Below are 17,506 nucleotides of genomic sequence, written 5' to 3' on the forward strand. Positions count from 1 at the left end.
TCCTTGTAACGATCAGCCGTTGAGAGAATCGCCGAGCTTGATCCCGGCATACTCTTGGGGCAGCTTGATCGCGTAGATCTTCCAGGGCTGCTTGATCATGTCAGTTTCGTTGCCAAAAAGCCGTGTCCGCCTGGCCTGCGTCACCGGCAGATAGAGTGTCCGGTCCAAGGTCATGAACGTGCCGTCCGGGCTGATGAACTCCTCGTCGGATGTCAAAACCGCAGACGTTCCATCCGGCGCGAGGATCGACACACGCTTGTTATCGAGCTCCGACAGATAAAGGTTGCCTAGCGTATCCAAGCAGCAGCCTCCGCTGCGAGGAATACCGGCGTAGTGCTCGACCTTTTCGGCCAGCTGGTCGTCAGTCAGGCTCTCATTCCGAATATCAGCGGTGCGGATCTTGACGAAGGGACCCGTGGGGGCGGCGGCATACAACCACTCACCGTCTTTGCTGACCTCGATCATGTCGATCTTGGGAGTCTTGTGGTTGCCGCTCTCGCCGCCTGGCGCGACGTTGGCCTGCATCTGCGGGTAACCCGAAAGGCGGCGCAAAGTCTTGCCAGTCTCAAGGTTATGATAGATCAGCGCCCCGAGACCTGAGTCCGTCACATATACATGCGAATCAAACACCCGAAGGTCGTTCATCTTCGCCTGCTCTGGCAGTATGTCCTTGTCCCAGGCGATGACCTTGAGCACCTTGCCGGTCTCAGGGTCCATTTGAACCAGTTTTTGAGCACCCGGCTTAGGTTCAGACAATTCCTTGGGATAGCTGTCGGCGCGCAGGCCACCCTGATCGACTACCCAGAGCGTATTGTCCTTGAAGATGTGTATCGAGTTTACGTAGACGAACGATTCCTTGCCATCATCGCCCGGCTTCCAGTCGTTCCAGCCGTTGCCTGGAAACGGCACTGCTTCCCCATTCGCGGCTCGCTTGGCAAGGCTCGGCGTTATGTCGTGATCTGGATAACGCGGAAGGCCAAAGAACATGTGGCCTTCGCTGGTAAACGCCACCTGGTTGCAGAACCAGGGCGACGTCGCGGCGATTTCATGTGGCACCTCGTCTGCCAGGGCGCTCGGCGTCCACTTGCCGAAGGCAGCACCGGCCACCGTCATTTGTAAGAAGAATCGTCTGGAAACACTCATAATTTCCTCCCTTAGAGTGTACTCGATTGACACGCAGTCATGCTCCCAGAACCGAGACGTGTTTGAACACGTGGTCTTGGGGCAGGAAGATCATCCAGATTCGTGTGTCGAAGCAGTCCCGCGGCCGCGCCGCGCCGGTGCAGGCTGCTTCAAGGGCTCCTTATCGGATCATCAATTCTCACCGGATGGGACAACCGCGCATGCGGCCGAAATCCCATGGCGTTCAAGTATTTCGCCCACGCGACCTGAACGGGCCATGTCGGAAACGAAATCACGCAGATATTGGGCCGCATCCGGCCGCCCTACCGGCATTCCCATCGCCTGCAATATCTCCATGAAAGGAGGATCTAGGACGCGCGCGCCGGGGCGCTTCTCTGCTTCCAGCTGCATGACATCGCGAATGCCAGCGATGGCCGCCACCGCGCCTTTGTCCAGCGCCTCAAGAGCCGCGTGAACATCGGCAAAGACCACAAGATGTTTCGATCCCGGCTTGCGTGAAAGATCGAGCGTATAGGCGCTGCCTTCAACCGACCCGACCGGCAGCCCGTCGGCGACCAGAGTGTCTGCATCGGGGACATCACAATGCGGCGCGGCAAGGTAGCTTCCTTCGATCCTAATATAGGGATCGGTGAAGGCAATGGTTTCAGCGCGCTTGGGATCGACGGCCAGGAAGCAGATGTCAAAGCGGTCATAGGCGGCATTGTTTGAGACGTCTATTGCACGCTCGTAGTGGATGAACTCCAGTTCAAGTTCTAGCCGTTGCGCAAGTGCTCTTGCCAGATCGACGGTGATCCCGTAGGCATCGCCTGTCTTGTCGCGCGAAACAAGCACACGGTTGCCATGGTTCAGCGCCACGCGCAGCCGCTTGTACGGGGCGAAGGCTGCACGCAGTGCGTCCGACACCATCATCATGACTCCCCCAGTTCTCTCATCCAATCATCCCAGACCGGGAAAACTGAGGCCATGACTTCGGCGCCTTTGCTTCCGGCTTCAAGCTTTATCGGCGCATCTGTGTGGGCCACCCAGATCAATGACCAAGGCTCGTATTCTTTGCCTTCGTGAAGGACCGAGCCATTCATGACGATAATGAAGTAGCCGCCAGTGCCTTCAGTCGCCGGTCCGTCGACACTCTGCTCAGCCCCAAGGCGGATGACCTTCACGGTCATGCCTTCGTCTCCCGGCATCTCCTCCATGACAGTCTCGACCACCGGCTTTTCAAGGTGCGCCATGACGGGGGGAATGGAAAGCACCACCTTGGATGAGACCCGGTGGCGTCGCTTGGTCGGCTTGAGAAGGTCGCGCACATTCGGCGTTGACAACTTTACCAGCCCCGCATCTGTTTTTGGGCGCAAGGTGAGATAGCTCATGCCCTGCTCCCCGGCGATCAGCGGGCCGTATCCTGTGTGGTGGTCGGCGTAATGGGCAGTGATAGTTGCGGCGTCATCTCGCCCGATAGTCCCCGAGCCCGCCATGAAGATCTGAAACTGGTCGACGATGTGGAAGTGGCTGTCGAGCTGCATATTCGCGCTCATGTCGATACGGAAGGCCTGAAGGTCCTTTGCCGGTACATCGGAATTTTTTCCGAACAGATTGACCTTCCACCCTTTCCCGCGCTTAAAGCGATCGGGCTCTTTCTCAGCGTATTGAACAGCTTCCATCATTTGGCTCCCATTTAGTTCGAACAGTTTGCGATCAGACTCGCGTCTCGGGGGCTCTCGATCTCTCCTATACGAGAGACTGCCGAAGAAAAGGATCGTGCCGCATCCAGGGCCTGAACTGCAATCAGCCGTCCATCCTCGACCGCTCGCAACAGGAGTCCACTTTCCTCGACCTGCTCGAGATGTGTCTTGCACCCCGTCTTTACCGGACCCGACATCTGCAGTCGGATTTCTCCCTGGGTCGACCAAAGCCGAAGCGGTACGTTTGGGGGCGCGGCTACGCCCGTAATTGCCGCGGCGACAGCCTTCGCCTGCGCTTGGCTCGCAGCGACACTTTCGTGGCGCTCTGATCGTCCTGAGTTGCTCCACCGGGCGCAGTCTCCCAGCGCAAAGATTACCGGATCAGCGGTTCGGCCCTGCGCATCGGTCTCTATCCCATCGCTGCAGGCAAGGCCCGCCTCCACGGCGAGATCGCAGCGCGGGCTGCTACCGACAGCAGCCACTACAAGGTCCGCATCGATTCTCTCACCGTGCTCGAGCGTGATGCCCGACGAACCGACACTGGCAACCCGCGCATTCAAGCGGAAGTTAATGCCGTTGGCGGTGTGCCGCTGAAGCACCTCCTCGGCCAAGGGAAGATACAGGCTGCGCGCCATTAACTGACCGGCTGCTTCGATAACAGTAACAGCCGCCCCCAATGCACAGGCCGCCGCCGCGACCTCCAATCCGATAAGCCCGCCACCGATCACGACGATATGCCGTGCTCGACGCAACCTGACGGACAAGATCTCCCAGTCCGCGCGCACGCGCAAGGTTATGGCGTGGCCTTCTGGATCGATCGCTTCAGGGAGTCGTCTCGCATCGGCTCCGGTTGCGATGATCAAGTTTTCGTAAGGCAGGTTCTCAAATGACAGGCGGACCTGGTGCAGGTTCCGTTCGATGGCGACTACAGATGAATTCAGTCGAAGATCAATGTCGTTTTCGGCGAAGAAACCTAGCGGTCGAAGATCGCGCGGCACAGGCATTTGGCCGGAGATACACTCCTTGGATAGATGCGGCCGGTGGTAGGGCAAGGCCACTTCATCGCTTATCAGGGTGATAGGATGGAGGTATTCCAGCTTTCGCAGTTCGGCTGCGACTGCCAGTCCGGCATGCGATGCGCCAATGACCACGACGCCCGGATGACGATCCCTCTTCACGAGACCAACACCATGTCGAATTCGGTTTTCGCCGCACCGCATTCCGGGCAGAACCAGTCGTCAGGGATGTCTTCCCATCGTGTCCCCGGCGCGATCCCGCTGTCGGGGTCACCTTCGGCTTCATCATAACGCCAGCCGCACAGGATGCATTCCCAAACTCGAGCCGCAGCCTCGCCATTGTCGGACATATAGCCTCCCTCGCTTGATGTTCTCAATCTACAACGGGCACCTTGTCTATTACTATTGGCGATGCAATTGTATCAGATATGCCGCTCTGGCATGGCCTCATTAGGTGAATTCGATGGATATCCGACAGCTGCAGTATTTTTCGAGGGTCGTGGAAATGGGCAGCTTCAGCCGCGCGGCTGCCTATCTACACGTCGCGCAGCCGGCCCTCAGCCGACAAATTCGGGCACTCGAGATCGAGCTGAAGGAATCTTTGCTGATTCGCAACGGGCGTGGCGTCACACCGACGGAGGCAGGAGAACGACTGCATGGACATGCCCGCGGCATCCTGAAGATGTTAGCGCGGACATACGAGGACATGGAGAACGCCCGGCAAGGTCGAGCAGGTTCCGTATCGTTGGGGATGCCTACGTCTCTGTCAAACTCGATCTCGCTTCCACTGATCGGCAAACTGAAGAACGAACTGCCAGACGCGAAGGTCCATATCCTCAACGGGCGCTCCAACCAGATCCAGGAATGGATCCTATCGGGACAGCTCGATATGGCCGTGCTATTCGACGCCCCGGCCTCACCCATGCTGGAAATCCACGAGGTACATGCGGAAAGCCTTCACCTTTATGAGGTTCTTCCTGAGGAGGAGCACGATGTCATTGGTCCGGATTTTTCGCTCAATGAGCTTGCCGAACTTCCGATCATCATCACCAGCCGCCCAAATCGGGTGCGCGAATTGCTTGAAAACGCGCTTGCGCGCGAGGGACACAAACTGCTCGTTGAATGCGAGCTGGATTCGCTCGAGACGACGTTCCAGATGATCCAGAAGGGCATGGGTGTAACGGTCGCGACACCCCGTTCTCGCCGCACAGTGAACTCTGCAGCAAAGGGACTGCGCATGCGCAAGATAGTCAAGCCCGAAATACTGCTTAAGGTCCAGATCGTGTTGCCGGTTCGCCGACTAAACAACCGGCTTCACGAAGCAGCGTTCGAACTGTTGTATGGTCTATGTTCCGATCTTCTGAGGCCTTAGGACAGCGCGCTGCATACGAAGCTCACCTCTAGCCGCCCGTGCGCTCGCGCAGCCATAACCCCAATACGACGACCAGCAGGAGCACCGAAGCAACGCTCACAGCGGCGGGCAATCCTATCCGGTCGGCAAAATAGCCAATGCCTAAAGCCCCAACGGCCGGGCTCGCGCGCGCAATCAGGCCATGGACGCTGAGGACTCGTCCCCTCAAAGCGTCGGGTGTCGATAGCTGTATGAAGGTCTGGGTCCCGACCAGACCGCGGGTGATGGCGGCTCCAACAAATGCGGCCGCGGGTAAGGCAAGGACAACATGCGGGGCATTTGTCAGCACTGCACCCGCCATCGCCCCTGTCCCCCACCATACCAAAACCTCCCGCAGCAAAGGCGCTGTCTCGCCGTTTCGAACAGTTAGACCCGAGATCATGGCCCCAAAACCTGCCGTCCCCGTCAGCACCGCAAGCCCGATCGTCGCATCCTGGAATGTCTGAGCCGCAATGGCGGGAACCAGTTCAAGCAATGAACGAAGACACACCCCACCTAGGAAAAGGACCACCAGCAGCATCCGTATCTGCGGGCGCTGCCCCACATAGACGAAGCCCTCCAGCATCAATGCGAGGAATTTCCCCCGTGACGGCTCCTCCTCGCGCGGCTTCAACTTAAGTCGCAAGAGCAGTACGACGAAGGCCGAAGTGACGACCGCGTTCGCCACGAACACCCAGATGATGTCCAATTGCGTGATCATCACGCCAGCAATGGCAGGCCCTACCATACGCGCCATGTTCACGTTGATTGAATTGATAGCCACGGCGACCGTCATGTCCTCGCGCGCCACCATTTGCTGGACCATTGCCAACCGGGCGGGCTGAACGGCAGCCATGAGAGTACCCTGAAGGGTGACGCAGGCAATCAGCGTGACGATGTTAAGCTGGTCGATCCACAGCAGTAAGGCCACCACCAAAGCGAGCGCTGTCGACATCATTTGCGCGACGATATTCTGGTGCATCCGGTTCCAGCGATCGGCTGCAACGCCGGCGAACGGACCCACTACGATCACCGGCATCAAGTCTCCCGCAGCCAACACGCCAAGTAGAAGTGATGATTGCGTCCAGTTCCAGATGAGCCACGCACAGGCGATCTTTTGCATCCATGTGCCGATCAACGACAGCCCGTTGCCAGCAGCGAAAAGCCCGAACTGTGTCGTCAACATAACCCGGATTGGCGCCGGCAGTGACGTGATTCTCATCTCAGGAAACGACGCGGATGGGTGCACCATCCAGGAAGGCAAGAATGTTTTCTTGTGCGAATTCGTAATAGGCCGTCAGCATTTCGCGAGTGAAATAGCCGAGATGGGGGGTCAGCACGACGTTGTCGAGAAAGCGCAAGGGGTGGTCGGGGGGAAGTGGCTCGACTCCGTAAACGTCAAGTGCGGCGCCCCTGATGCGACGTTCGCTCAGTGCGGCAATTAGCGCCTCCTCATCCAGCAGTCCCGCACGGGCGGTATTGATCAGCATCGCGTTGGGGCGCATCGCACTGATCGCCTGAGCATCGATGACACGCTGCGTGGCGGGAGCCAAAGCTAAGTGCAAGCTAACTATATCAGACGTGGAGAAAAGTTCATCCTTAGCCAAGCGCCTAACCCCCGCCTGGGCCGCACGTTCATCCGTCAGGTTCGGCGACCACGCAACGACGTCCATGCCGAAGGCCAAGCCGATCCTCGCCACATCTTGGCCCAGCCCTCCAAGTCCGACCACGCCCAGACGCTTATGTCGGAGCGTGGTGCCGACACCATGCTGCCATTCTCCAAGACGCATGTGACGATCCTCAAAGGGAATATTTCGTGCCAGCGAGAGAATCAGCCCCCAGGTCAGTTCGGTCACGGCTCCTGCCCCTGCACCCGAAACGGGAGTGTTCGATACAATTACGCCCTGCGCACGCGCGGCCTCCAAATCGACCGTGTCGTAACGTTTGCCGGTAACACACAAGAATCGGAGCTTGGGCAGCCGTCGGATCAGCTCGGCAGGGAATGGCGTACGTTCTCGCAACGTGCAGAGGATGTCATATTCGGCCAAGGTAGCCGCCGCCGTCTCGATGTCAGAAAAAGGTCGATCGACAACATCAAGGCTTGCCTTCCTTTCGACAGGGCTCCAGTCCACCAACCCGCGCGCTACATTGAGATAGTCGTCCATCAGGGCGATCTTCATTGCACTCCCCTTGCAGAAAAAAGGCAGCGGCCCCATTTCGGGAGCCGCCGACAAACGCTTGCTAATGCGCGCCTCTCATTCGCGACGCCATTCCTTGGCCCAGATCATCAACGGATCATAGGTGTTCATCCTGAAATCCTTCAGATCTGGGGTCGAAACGTACGCTTCTGCGTAAAAGTACAGTGGCAGCATCGGGAGATCTTGGGAGAAGATGGACTGGATCTTGGCCCACGCATCTTTCTGCGCCGCCGGCGAAAGGGCCTCGCTGAATTCCTCCAGGGCCTTGTCCATTTCAGGATCCGAGTAGCCCGAGAAGTTGTTCCCAACCCAGCTGTTGTCGGCAGTCGGAATCCTGTCCGTCGCCAGCGCGATGGCAGGAGAGGTCGACGGCGAGAAACGGATTGATGACATGATCAGCCCGCTGAACTCGCGGCGTCGCGACAAGTCGCCGTTATATTCCTGAAGTGGGACGAAGCTCGGCTTGATTTCAACGCAGATGTTCTTCAGTTGGTCCTGAATGATCAGCGCAATTTGCTCTCTGGTCTGGTTGCCCGCGGTTGTCGCCAACTCAAGTGCAAGGCGGTCACCGTTGTCATTAGTGCAAATCCCGTCGCTCCCAGGCTTCCAGCCGGCCTCAGCGAGGAGCGTACCAGCCTTTTCCGGATCGAAGGCGTAGGCCTCTATGTCATTATTGTAGAAGGAGCTCCTGTCGGACAGGAGCCCATCTGCAACGGACTGCTGACCATCGAAAAGAACAGTGGTGATCGCCTCGCGGTCGATCCCCAAAAGCAGAGCCTCCCGGACCTTCTTGTCCTTCAGGATTGGGTTATCCAGATTGACTGCTATCCGCTCCAGGTTTGTACCGGGGGTGGTGTGGTAGGCGAGTTGGTCACCGCGCTGCTTACGAACGTCCAGCATCTGCGAAAAGCTGATGCCGCCGGGACTTACCGGCACGGCGTCGATCTCGCCGGAGAGCAAGTTCTGCACCAATGCAGACGAGTTGTTGCGATAGCTCAGCGTGATCTTGTCGAGCTTCGGTTTGTCGCCCGGCCAGTGTGGATTTGGCTCCCACGTCAAACGCGTACCGATCTGATACTCTTTAAGGAGATATGGCCCGTTCCACAGGCCGGCATTGGTTGGATCAGTGTTGTATCGCGTTTGCTTTACATAACTGTCGCTGTCCGGGTTCTCGGTAAAGACAGGCCCTTCAATGTGTTCGGGAAGTATATGGTCCCACGAGGCATAGCTTGGAGTGACTTCCGGCAAATGTAGCGTGAAAGTCTGATCATCGATGATCTCGACCGTTGTCGCCCTCGTCCATGGATTGAAGGGCGAGAAGCCGATGTTGGGATCGTTGGCCATCTTCAGTGTGAAGGCTACGTCCTTTGACGTCACCGGCTCGCCGTCTCCCCATTTCAGTTCATCCAGCAGCGTGAAAGTGACCGCCATGCCCTTGGTGCCGTCTGCATTGTCCACAAACTTGGCGGCGCCATTCTCGATTGACGGAAGCTCCTTGCAAAGGACGCAGATATTTTCCCCGTCCGGATTGAAGGCGGTCAGGGGCATCAGACCGTAATTGACCTGCAGCCGCTTTGTATTGTTGACCTGTATGAGCGGATGGAAGTTGGTCAGGAACTGGAGCTGTCCGACCACCAGTTGCGACTTGTCAGGCTGCGCCATTGGTGCTGACGCTCCAAGAATCGTCGCCGCCAAGGCAAAAGCTGTAAACAACTTGTAACGCTTCATTTTCTCTCCTCCTACAAACCTTGTTTAGTCTTGTTTACCTTCAGCTTCGGCGCGGGGATCGAAGGCATAGCGCACTCCATCCCCAATGAAGTTGACGGCCATGACGGTGGCGAAGATCAGCAGACCCGGGTAAACGGCGAGCAAGGGCGCTGATGTAATAAGCTGCTGGGCGTTCGTCAGCATGTTACCCCATGTTGGCGTGGGCGGAACTATCCCGAACCCCAGGAAGCTCAGCGTCGATTCCAACAGAATGACCCGACCGATCGTGAGGGTCGCGGCCACGATGATTGGCGTCGAAATATTCGGCAAAACGTGGATAAAGACGTTGTACAAACGCCCCGCTCCGGAAATCTGCGCGGCTCGCACGTAGTCTCGGTCACGCATCTGGATGGTGCCCGCACGCGCAATCCGCGCCATGGTCGTCCAGTCCACTAATGAAATAATGATGACGATGCGCAGGAAGATAAACCAGGGTGCCGCAGCTTGGTCGTTGCTCATGCCCAATTTTGTGAGGTCGAGCGACCCAAGGACGATCAAAAGTGGGATTAATGGTAGCGCCACCAGAACGTCGGTGACACGCATCAGAAAGCCGTCGACCCTGCCCCCGATGAAGCCAGCCGACACACCGATGGCGATGCCGATGATCGACATTAGGAAGGTCGTAAAAACGCCAACCGCGAGCGATACTTGGCCACCGTACATCAGGCGGATCAAAACGTCGCGCCCCAAATCATCAGTGCCGAGCAGATGCTGCGAGGATGGCCCCTGAAAGCGATACAGCAGGTTGGTCTTGTTAGGATCGATGTCCAGGTAGAGGCTCAGAGGCCAGGCGAGCAAGCAGAAGACGATCAGTAGCGCCATGAATGCAAGCGAAAGGGTCGCCAGGCGGTGGCTACGGAACTTATCAAAGCGCAGCTGCCAGATAGACTGCGCCGCCGGCAGGGGCATGCGGGGAAATTCCTGATGGCCTGATACGTCGGTCATAGCGTGATCCTCGGATCGAGAAGGGCGTAGCAAAGGTCGGCTACCAAGTTCGAGACGAGGACCACGGTGATTGCCAGCAAAAGTCCGATGAGAGCCAGATTGAAGTCGGTGTTGGCGATCGCATCGAAGATCATTTTGCCCATGCCGAGCATTCCAAAGATGGTCTCGATCACAAGCGCTCCCGAGAACAGGTGACCGAAACTAAGTGCGAGAACTGTCACCATCGGGATCAACGCATTGCGCAGAGCGTGCCGAACGATCACCGCCCTTTCGTCTAGTCCCTTGGCGCGTGCAGTGCGGACGAAGTCGGCCGAGAGAGTCTCGATCATTGCTGCGCGCACATAACGGATGAGCGGACCGACGTGAAACATCACCAGGACAGCAACTGGAAGGACGAGATGCTGTGCTTCTTCCAGGAAAGACGCATCATTGCTCATCGGGACACCTGAAGCCGGCAGCCAGCCGAGCGTGACCGAAAAGAGGATGATAAAAAGAAGTGACACCCAGAAGTTCGGCAGCGAAATTGCGGCGAAGGAGAAAATTCCGATGGCTGAATCCAGCACGCCGTTTGGCCTGCGCGCTGCAAGCGACCCCAGCAGGAGCGCCAGCGGAACGGAAAACAGCAACGTCAGTCCAAGCAGTTTTGCAGTCTGAAGCACGGCCGGCGCCAGAACGGCCATGACGGGGCGAAAATACATGGTCGAATAGCCAAGATCTCCCTGAACCGCAGCCGAAAACCAGTGCCAATAGCGCAATGATAGCGGTTGATCGAAGCCGTAGAGTTCACGCATGCGTGCCATGAGCTCAGGCGTCAACGACGGATTTCCTTCAAACATATTGTCGATGGGGTCGCCAGGCATGAGGCCGATCAGCACGAACAGCAGAAAGGACATGACAATGAGAACCAAAATCGACTGAAACAGTCTCTTGAGCGAGAATTGAAGCATCGGATCAGTCCTTGTAATGGCAAGCGGCAAGCTGACCGGGGCGTCCTGGTGCCGGCTCTAGTTTCGGCCGAACTTTGGCGCAATTCTCCCGCGCGCGTGGACAGCGCGTGTGGAAGACGCAGCCGGAGGGCGGATTAAGCGGAGTTGGAATTTCTCCCTTCAGCGCATGGCCTTTTTGTCTGCGTCCGCGCCCAATTCTTGGCACGGCTTCGAACAGCGCCTGCGTATAAGGATGCGACGGCTTGGAAAAAATGTCATCGGCCGATGCCACCTCCATAATTCGGCCAAGGTAAAGTACCGCGACCTGGTCGGCGATGTGTCGCACGACACCAAAGTCGTGGCTGATGAAGAAATAACTGATTCCGTATTTCTCCCGGATGTCGTCCATCAGGTTCAGGATCTTCGACTGGATTGACACGTCGAGTGCTGATAGCGGCTCGTCGCATACGATCAGTTCCGGATCACCGATTAGTGCGCGGGCAATGGCGATACGCTGCCGCTGCCCCCCAGAAAACTGGTGGGGGTAGCGATTGGCGGCGTCAGCCGGCAACCCCACCTGTTCCAGCACTTCCGCAACCTTCGCCCGGCGCTCCTTCCTTGCAAAGGCCGTTTCGCCAAGCCGCAAGGGTTCGGCGACAATGTCCTCAACCATCATTCGGGGATCGAGGGCCGAGAACGGATCCTGGAAGATCATCTGGATCCCGCCACTGCCACGTTCACTCTGACGCTGCGGATTGAGGCGAATGGCTCCCGAGGTCGGCTTCCTGAGACCGGCAACGGAATAGCCCAATGTCGATTTGCCGGAGCCGCTTTCGCCTACGATGGCAAGGGTCTTGCCGCGCTGGAGCGACAGCGTCACGTTTTCCACCGCGCGCAACGTCAGCCCTGGCTGCATAAAGCCTTGTCGCAAGGGGAAATGCACCGAAACGTCATCTATTTCGAGCAGAGGCTTCATCAGTTCACCTTTACGCAGGCAACGAAGTGGCCGGGAGCGACTTCGCGCAGGATCGGTTCCGCCGCACGACACTCATCCGAGGCAAGTGGGCAACGAGAGGCAAAGCGACATCCTTGGGCGGGCTGCACGCGCAGGCTGCCATGGATCACATGGAGGCGATCCACCTTTCGGTCCGGATCGGGCAGAGTTTGAATCAGACCCTGCGTATAGGGGTGGAGCGGCTGGTCGAACAGCTGTTCGGAGGTCGCGTATTCGACGCCGCGGCCGGCATACATAACCAGGATCTTATGAGCCAGTTCGGAAACAACAGCGAGGTTGTGGGTGATGAACTGGACCGCCATCCCCGTTTCTTCCTGCAATTCGATGATCAGGTCGAGTATCTGTGCCTGGATCGTCACATCGAGCGCGGTCGTGGGTTCATCGGCCACGAGCAACTTCGGACGGCAGGCGAGCGCCATAGCGATCATTGCGCGTTGACGCATTCCGCCGGAAAGCTGATGCGGAAAATCGCGAGCGCGCTGTGCCGGAGAAGGGATGCCCACTGCCTTGAGCAGGTCGATTGCGCGGTCAAGAGAATCTCGCTGCCCAAGGCCTTCGTGAACCTTGAGTACCTCGGCGATCTGCTGGCCTACCGACATCACAGGGTTCATGGCGGTCATAGGCTCCTGGAAGATCATCGCAACTTCGCGTCCGCGCAGATCCCGCCACTGCTTTTCGCTTTGCTGCAGGAGATCTCGACCTTCGAAACCAATCCTACCGGTGACCCTTCCCCGACCGGGGACGAGACCCATGAGCGACAGGGAGGTCATCGTCTTGCCGCACCCGGATTCTCCAACCACGCCCAAGGTCTCCGACTGCGCTATTTGATAGCTCAAGCCGGTGACAACGGCGTTATGCCCCCCTCCCTTCGTGGGAAATGACACAGTAAGATCATCCACCGACAAAAGTGGAGCGGTCTGTGCCTCAGCGTTCAAACGCAGCGTGTTTGCCACGAATCCCATTCATACTCCTCCTCCTCCATCGGAATTCCAATCCGCGGTAAACGGTCCGCCCCTCACGAGGGGGCGGACAAGTCTTGCTCAGGTCAAATCAATGACACCCACGCCGTCACGGATGTCGATCGTAGTTCCATAGGCCTTTGACAATTTCTGGTACCGCGTGAGAATGCGGACTGCATCCTCACCCCTGGCCAGCATCGGGCGGCCCTCCGTGAGAGGATGCTCGCCACTACCCGTCCTGCGATGCAGCTGTGCCTCGCGCGTCGATTCGCGCCCCAGCTCGACCGGGTGCAGATACAGCTTCGCTAGCGTGTTGTTCTTCATTTCCGCCTTAAGCAGACATGAGCCCCACCACGTCTCGTTAGAGCTATCGAGGCCCGGATGCAACGGATGCAAGGCGGGATGCAGCGTGTTGAGACGGTCCATGTCATGGCCCCAGGCGTCATAGCTGTCGTAGGGCACACGCTGCAGGAATTCCGAGTTCGCCCAGAAGTTACCGATCCCGTAGATGATCGGCTTGCCTTTGTATATCTCGATCCCGAGGGTGCGGTGCCAACCGTGACCGACGTAGATGTCGGCGCCGCCATCAATCATCGCACGAGCGAATTCTTCGACAAAGCGCGGCGGTGTGTCACCACGAGGACCGTCGGCAACGGAGAAATGGTGCGCAACAATGACCAGATCGGACATACAGCGCGCTTCTTCGACCGACCGAAGATTTCGCTCCAGATCGCGCGGATCGCACTTAGAAATGATCTCGCAGCGCTCGCCCTCGACGAAACATTCCGGATCGCCCCATTGCTGGGCGCCGGGAATGAGGAACCCGAACGCCCCCTCCGGTCCATGCTTGGGCGGCTTCACGATGTTGAGCTTTTTAGCGAAGTCCTTGAGGTTCGCCATGGTCTGTGGGTCGACCCGGAATTCGAACGTCAGCCTCTGGGGATTGACGCCGGGGCGGGCCATCAGCCCACCTTTCGGATAGTTTGCCCACATGAAGTGTTGGTTGCCCGACGATGCTGCGACGAGGGAGACGCGACCCTTCTTCTTCTCGACGAAGGCCGGTTCCGACGCACGTTCCAGGTCTGTGCCGGTTCCGGCAACGGCGATGCCCGCCTCTTTCATATGGCGCCTCGTGGAGACGAGCCCCTCCGCGCCAAAGTCGAAGCTGTGATTGTGAGCGTTTGACATGATGTCAAACCCTGCCCAGCGAAGGTCCTGCGCAACCTCCGGCTCACTCATCATGAACGAACCGATGCCTTGGCCGCGGGCAGGCCATTTCAATTCTTCCAGGGTGCCGAAGTTCATCTCAAGATGACCATAGGCGACATCGGCATCCTTCAGGAGATCCCAGACTGCAAGAAACTCCGGTTCGTCGTGCATAGAGAACGGCCGGCAAACCATACATTCTCCCGCAAGTGATACTCGCCAATCGCCTTTTGCCGACATCTAGATACTTCTCCTCTTGAAGCGAACAATCAAGTTAAGCCTCGGACGAGGGGGCAATGAGTGCGCGTGACGCCCCTGCCCCCGTCCGTCAGGTCCGCGTGTCTGATGGAGCATTTGTAGAGGAGGCCGCGTTATGTCACTACATCAGGTGCCGACCTTTCAGTTATGCCAAGTCGGCATATGTTCGTGAGCTAGCCGCCACACGACGACAACACCAACCACCAACTGCTTAGTCGCTCGGACGAAGTCGCCTGTAACGGTCAGCGTTGAAGTCTGGTCCTCGAAGCGAGGAGAATGGCGCCAAACCGGCTCAGGGTGCGAAACAGCACCTTCTAATTCCCGCTTATTGATCCCCCGGATGTCGTGCCGGTCCATGCCGGCAGCTGATATTCAAGACGTGTTGGCGTTGGATAGGGTCCGCACATCTACCCGTTCAACGTGAGGCGACAACACACAGACATCGCGAGGCCTCGAAGCACGAGCTTTACGCGTCGAACTTCGTCCGACCGAGGTCGCTGAGAAAGATGCCAAAGAGGGCGAGTACCCAAATTGAAAGGCGCCGATGTGCTCCGTGATGGGGAGATTATCGGCCTGCTCGGCCGAGAAACCCATCCGGCGCGGCGGACTCGCCAGCCTCAGCATCACAGAACATCAATCGACTGTCCAAGACCGGTTCATTCTGCACCTCCCGCCGAACTTGTAAAATGAGGATTGACAGATCTCGATATAAATCGGCCTTCAAGCGTTTAGCATGAGGATTTGCACCCATCACCCCTCAACTGGCTTGACATTTGTCAGACATATTAGGATATAAATCTGACTATAGGAGGAGCACATGTCTGGCAGCTCAAGATTACGTCGTTCCGACTCAGTCCTCGAGTTGTTGGGTGCGGCGATAGCCGGTGGTCAATTCGAGGCTGGGCAACCAATCCCAACCGAGGCTGACCTTGCGGAAGTTTATCAAGTGGGACGGTCATCCGTTCGCGAAGCGATATCCGCCCTCGTTAGCCATGGAATGCTTCGGGCCGCTCGGCGGCGAGGCACCGTGGTTACAGACCGCGTGTACTGGAACACACTAAACCGGGACGTCCTCCGCTGGCTGATGAACAGCAAGGCGCAGATGCCAGGCATTCTGCAGTCTATCGACGAAGCTCGCAGAATTTTCGAGCCAGCATCCGCCGCGCTCGTTGCCAGCAGAGCAAATCGGCGCCAGTTGATCGAAATCGAAACAGCATACGCAAGAATGGAAGATGCGGCTGAGCGGGGGGACGCACAGGCGGCAATTCTGGCCGATCGTGAATTTCATTATGCGATCCTGAAGGCCACCGGCAATCCAATATTGGAAGCTTTCGATAGCGCGCTGGACAGCGTTCTGGGCCTGCTTTTCAGCGTTACAGCGAACCATATGGAAAATTTCCGCGCCAATCTCGGCAATCACCTCGCGGTTCTGGAAGCCATCCGGATGAAAGAACCGGAGCGAGCCGAGGGCGCGATGATGGACACCATCAACTTCACGACCAACAAGTTGAAGACGGCAAAGCTCATTAACTAGGGCATCAAGGAGGAGACAACCGATGCTGACAAGACTAGCGACCACCGCGGCTACAATTTTCGTGCTTTCGGGAGGCGCGGCTTTGGCCGAGTACCCAGAAAAGCCAATCAGCCTTATCGTCCCCTGGGCCGCCGGTGGAGGTACGGATGCGGTCGCTCGCGTTCTGGCCGAAGGTCTAAAGGAAGAATTGGGCGTCGCCGTCAACGTCGTCAACAAACCTGGTGGAGGTTCGGTCATCGGCCACTCAGAGATGCTCGCCGCGAACCCAGATGGTTACACTCTTGGTTTCGGAACCGCGGAACTCGCAACATTCTACTGGGCTGGCCAGGCTAACACCAAAGCTACCGACTTCAACCCAATCGCACTCGTAAACTTTGATTCCGGCGCCTTCCACGTCTCGACCTCTTCCAAGTGGAGCGACGTGAAGGCCGCGCTTGAGGATATCAAGGCACAGCCGGCTGGCACTTACAAAGTCACCGGAACGGGGACGGGAGCGGCTTATCACCTTGCCTTTGCCGGCTTCCTGAAGGCGAACGGGATCGACCCTCTGGCGGTGACGCTCGTGCCGTCTCAGGGAGCGGCTCCGGGGTTTCAAGAACTCGCGGCTGGTGGCGTTGACGTGGTTCTCTCCTCCCTACCTGAAGGCACCGCCATGATGCAGGCCGGTAAGTCCAAACCGCTTGCCGTCTTCTCCGAGGAACGGATCGCAGCCTTCCCTGACGTTCCTACAGCCGGAGAAGCCACTGGTACGCCCTTCGCAGGGGGCACCTGGCGCGGCGTCGTAGGACCCCAGGAACTGGATCCCGAAGTCAAGAAAACCCTGGAAGAGGCGGTTCTGAAGGTCGCAAACTCTGAGGACTTCAAGACATTTATGAACGACAAAGGCTTCGGCGTACGCGTTCTCGATTCCGCAGCTTTCGGCGGATTCCTGGCTGAACAGCATACACAGGTCGGCGTCATCATGAACGACCTGGGCATCGCTCAGCGCAAGGAGTAGTCTAGTGCGCCTGCCGGATTTCTGGACTGGTCTCATCTTCGCGGCGATAGGCGTCGCAATCGCCGCTTACGCCCAGACCTTCCACGTGCCGGCGGGCGCCGCTTCTCCCAAGCTATTGCCGACTATTGTCGGGAGCTTCATGGCATTGTTTGGTGGCCTGATCGCGCTTCGGGGTTGGCAGGAGACAAAGCAGGTTGCGCTGCCCGGATGGCTCGCCGCCCCTCGCCAAGTCATTCTTGTCGTATTTCTGCCTGCCGCCGTTTTGGCTTTCGGCCTACTGGCGCCTGTCGTCGGTTCCACAGTGATGGCGGTAACGATCCTGACCTTACACAGCATTCTCTATGGAATTCGTCCCATTTATGCATTGCTTCTCGGCGTCACCCTAGGGACATTGGTAACCTTACTCTTCATTCACGGCCTCGGAATTCCCTTGCCTGCCGGTCTAGTCGAGGAGTTGTTCTCGTGACTGCAGT

General features: G+C 57.8%; 17 protein-coding genes. 4 read left to right on the top strand and 13 right to left on the bottom strand.

Annotated features, from left to right (window positions below; all coding sequences use genetic code 11):
- Positions 1 to 12: 12 nt before the first annotated feature.
- The 5 genes from MUU54_RS19180 to MUU54_RS19200 all read right to left on the bottom strand — a co-directional run bounded on the left by MUU54_RS19180 (position 13) and on the right by MUU54_RS19200 (position 4,188).
- Entirely contained in the window at positions 13 to 1,143 is a 1,131-nt protein-coding gene (locus MUU54_RS19180) for an SMP-30/gluconolactonase/LRE family protein (RefSeq protein ID WP_247245621.1), read from the bottom strand.
- 171 nt (positions 1,144 to 1,314) lie between these two features.
- Complete coding sequence (locus MUU54_RS19185) at positions 1,315 to 2,055, bottom strand: transporter substrate-binding domain-containing protein (RefSeq protein WP_247245622.1); 741 nt, start codon at positions 2,053 to 2,055, stop codon at positions 1,315 to 1,317.
- Entirely contained in the window at positions 2,052 to 2,804 is a 753-nt protein-coding gene (locus MUU54_RS19190; protein ID WP_247245623.1) for a hypothetical protein, read from the bottom strand. The genes MUU54_RS19185 and MUU54_RS19190 overlap by 4 nt, the downstream gene beginning before the upstream one ends.
- Before the next feature lie 11 nt (positions 2,805 to 2,815).
- On the bottom strand, positions 2,816 to 4,000 hold the full coding sequence (locus MUU54_RS19195; protein WP_247245624.1) for an NAD(P)/FAD-dependent oxidoreductase: 1,185 nt from the start codon (positions 3,998 to 4,000) through the stop codon (positions 2,816 to 2,818).
- On the bottom strand, positions 3,997 to 4,188 hold the full coding sequence (locus tag MUU54_RS19200; protein WP_247245625.1) for a rubredoxin: 192 nt from the start codon (positions 4,186 to 4,188) through the stop codon (positions 3,997 to 3,999). The genes MUU54_RS19195 and MUU54_RS19200 overlap by 4 nt, the downstream gene beginning before the upstream one ends.
- 113 nt (positions 4,189 to 4,301) lie before the next feature.
- Between MUU54_RS19200 and MUU54_RS19205 the strand changes: the two genes are divergently transcribed.
- On the top strand, positions 4,302 to 5,210 hold the full coding sequence (locus MUU54_RS19205; RefSeq protein WP_247245626.1) for a LysR substrate-binding domain-containing protein: 909 nt from the start codon (positions 4,302 to 4,304) through the stop codon (positions 5,208 to 5,210).
- A gap of 28 nt (positions 5,211 to 5,238) precedes the next feature.
- Here the strand turns inward: MUU54_RS19205 and MUU54_RS19210 are convergent, their stop codons facing one another.
- The 8 genes from MUU54_RS19210 to MUU54_RS19245 form a co-directional block, all read right to left on the bottom strand.
- On the bottom strand, positions 5,239 to 6,414 hold the full coding sequence (locus tag MUU54_RS19210; RefSeq protein ID WP_247245627.1) for an MFS transporter: 1,176 nt from the start codon (positions 6,412 to 6,414) through the stop codon (positions 5,239 to 5,241).
- 37 nt (positions 6,415 to 6,451) lie between these two features.
- Complete coding sequence (locus MUU54_RS19215) at positions 6,452 to 7,408, bottom strand: D-2-hydroxyacid dehydrogenase family protein (RefSeq protein ID WP_247245628.1); 957 nt, start codon at positions 7,406 to 7,408, stop codon at positions 6,452 to 6,454.
- A gap of 75 nt (positions 7,409 to 7,483) precedes the next feature.
- Positions 7,484 to 9,154, bottom strand: a complete 1,671-nt coding sequence (locus MUU54_RS19220; protein ID WP_247245629.1) for a peptide ABC transporter substrate-binding protein — start codon at positions 9,152 to 9,154, stop codon at positions 7,484 to 7,486.
- Positions 9,155 to 9,178: 24 nt separating this feature from the next.
- Positions 9,179 to 10,138, bottom strand: a complete 960-nt coding sequence (locus tag MUU54_RS19225) for an ABC transporter permease (protein ID WP_247245630.1) — start codon at positions 10,136 to 10,138, stop codon at positions 9,179 to 9,181.
- Complete coding sequence (locus tag MUU54_RS19230; RefSeq protein ID WP_247245631.1) at positions 10,135 to 11,085, bottom strand: ABC transporter permease; 951 nt, start codon at positions 11,083 to 11,085, stop codon at positions 10,135 to 10,137. The genes MUU54_RS19225 and MUU54_RS19230 overlap by 4 nt, the downstream gene beginning before the upstream one ends.
- A gap of 4 nt (positions 11,086 to 11,089) precedes the next feature.
- Positions 11,090 to 12,040, bottom strand: a complete 951-nt coding sequence (locus MUU54_RS19235) for an ABC transporter ATP-binding protein (RefSeq protein WP_247245632.1) — start codon at positions 12,038 to 12,040, stop codon at positions 11,090 to 11,092.
- Positions 12,040 to 13,041, bottom strand: a complete 1,002-nt coding sequence (locus MUU54_RS19240; RefSeq protein ID WP_247245633.1) for an ABC transporter ATP-binding protein — start codon at positions 13,039 to 13,041, stop codon at positions 12,040 to 12,042. Before MUU54_RS19240 ends, MUU54_RS19235 begins: the two co-directional genes overlap by 1 nt.
- A 78-nt stretch (positions 13,042 to 13,119) precedes the next feature.
- Positions 13,120 to 14,484: a CapA family protein gene (locus MUU54_RS19245; RefSeq protein WP_281433400.1), complete on the bottom strand. Its 1,365-nt coding sequence runs from the start codon at positions 14,482 to 14,484 to the stop codon at positions 13,120 to 13,122.
- A gap of 835 nt (positions 14,485 to 15,319) precedes the next feature.
- Here MUU54_RS19245 and MUU54_RS19250 point away from each other — a divergent pair.
- The 3 genes from MUU54_RS19250 to MUU54_RS19260 are packed head-to-tail and all read left to right on the top strand — an operon-like array spanning position 15,320 to position 17,499.
- Positions 15,320 to 16,036 carry a FadR/GntR family transcriptional regulator gene (locus MUU54_RS19250; RefSeq protein WP_247245635.1) on the top strand — a complete coding sequence of 239 codons (717 nt, stop codon included), beginning with the start codon at positions 15,320 to 15,322 and terminating at the stop codon, positions 16,034 to 16,036.
- Between the two features lie 22 nt (positions 16,037 to 16,058).
- Positions 16,059 to 17,033 (top strand): tripartite tricarboxylate transporter substrate binding protein, encoded by a 975-nt coding sequence (locus tag MUU54_RS19255; RefSeq protein WP_247245636.1) that lies wholly within the window; start codon positions 16,059 to 16,061, stop codon positions 17,031 to 17,033.
- Positions 17,034 to 17,037: 4 nt separating this feature from the next.
- Complete coding sequence (locus tag MUU54_RS19260; protein WP_247245637.1) at positions 17,038 to 17,499, top strand: tripartite tricarboxylate transporter TctB family protein; 462 nt, start codon at positions 17,038 to 17,040, stop codon at positions 17,497 to 17,499.
- The last annotated feature ends 7 nt before the right edge of the window (positions 17,500 to 17,506 follow it).

This window comes from Pseudorhizobium tarimense, assembly GCF_022968135.1.
Lineage (GTDB): Bacteria > Pseudomonadota > Alphaproteobacteria > Rhizobiales > Rhizobiaceae > Neorhizobium > Neorhizobium tarimense.

What these genes read in the sequence shown, in the direction of transcription:
- MUU54_RS19180 (WP_247245621.1), bottom strand. Translation starts at nt 1,143, where the DNA reads ATGAGTGTTTCCAGACGATTCTTCTTACAAATGACGGTGGCCGGTGCT.
- MUU54_RS19185 (WP_247245622.1), bottom strand. Translation starts at nt 2,055, where the DNA reads ATGATGATGGTGTCGGACGCACTGCGTGCAGCCTTCGCCCCGTACAAG.
- MUU54_RS19190 (WP_247245623.1), bottom strand. Translation starts at nt 2,804, where the DNA reads ATGATGGAAGCTGTTCAATACGCTGAGAAAGAGCCCGATCGCTTTAAG.
- MUU54_RS19200 (WP_247245625.1), bottom strand. Translation starts at nt 4,188, where the DNA reads ATGTCCGACAATGGCGAGGCTGCGGCTCGAGTTTGGGAATGCATCCTG.
- MUU54_RS19205 (WP_247245626.1), top strand. Translation starts at nt 4,302, where the DNA reads ATGGATATCCGACAGCTGCAGTATTTTTCGAGGGTCGTGGAAATGGGC.
- MUU54_RS19210 (WP_247245627.1), bottom strand. Translation starts at nt 6,414, where the DNA reads ATGTTGACGACACAGTTCGGGCTTTTCGCTGCTGGCAACGGGCTGTCG.
- MUU54_RS19215 (WP_247245628.1), bottom strand. Translation starts at nt 7,408, where the DNA reads ATGAAGATCGCCCTGATGGACGACTATCTCAATGTAGCGCGCGGGTTG.
- MUU54_RS19220 (WP_247245629.1), bottom strand. Translation starts at nt 9,154, where the DNA reads ATGAAGCGTTACAAGTTGTTTACAGCTTTTGCCTTGGCGGCGACGATT.
- MUU54_RS19225 (WP_247245630.1), bottom strand. Translation starts at nt 10,138, where the DNA reads ATGACCGACGTATCAGGCCATCAGGAATTTCCCCGCATGCCCCTGCCG.
- MUU54_RS19230 (WP_247245631.1), bottom strand. Translation starts at nt 11,085, where the DNA reads ATGCTTCAATTCTCGCTCAAGAGACTGTTTCAGTCGATTTTGGTTCTC.
- MUU54_RS19235 (WP_247245632.1), bottom strand. Translation starts at nt 12,040, where the DNA reads ATGAAGCCTCTGCTCGAAATAGATGACGTTTCGGTGCATTTCCCCTTG.
- MUU54_RS19240 (WP_247245633.1), bottom strand. Translation starts at nt 13,041, where the DNA reads ATGGGATTCGTGGCAAACACGCTGCGTTTGAACGCTGAGGCACAGACC.
- MUU54_RS19245 (WP_281433400.1), bottom strand. Translation starts at nt 14,484, where the DNA reads ATGTCGGCAAAAGGCGATTGGCGAGTATCACTTGCGGGAGAATGTATG.
- MUU54_RS19250 (WP_247245635.1), top strand. Translation starts at nt 15,320, where the DNA reads ATGTCTGGCAGCTCAAGATTACGTCGTTCCGACTCAGTCCTCGAGTTG.
- MUU54_RS19255 (WP_247245636.1), top strand. Translation starts at nt 16,059, where the DNA reads ATGCTGACAAGACTAGCGACCACCGCGGCTACAATTTTCGTGCTTTCG.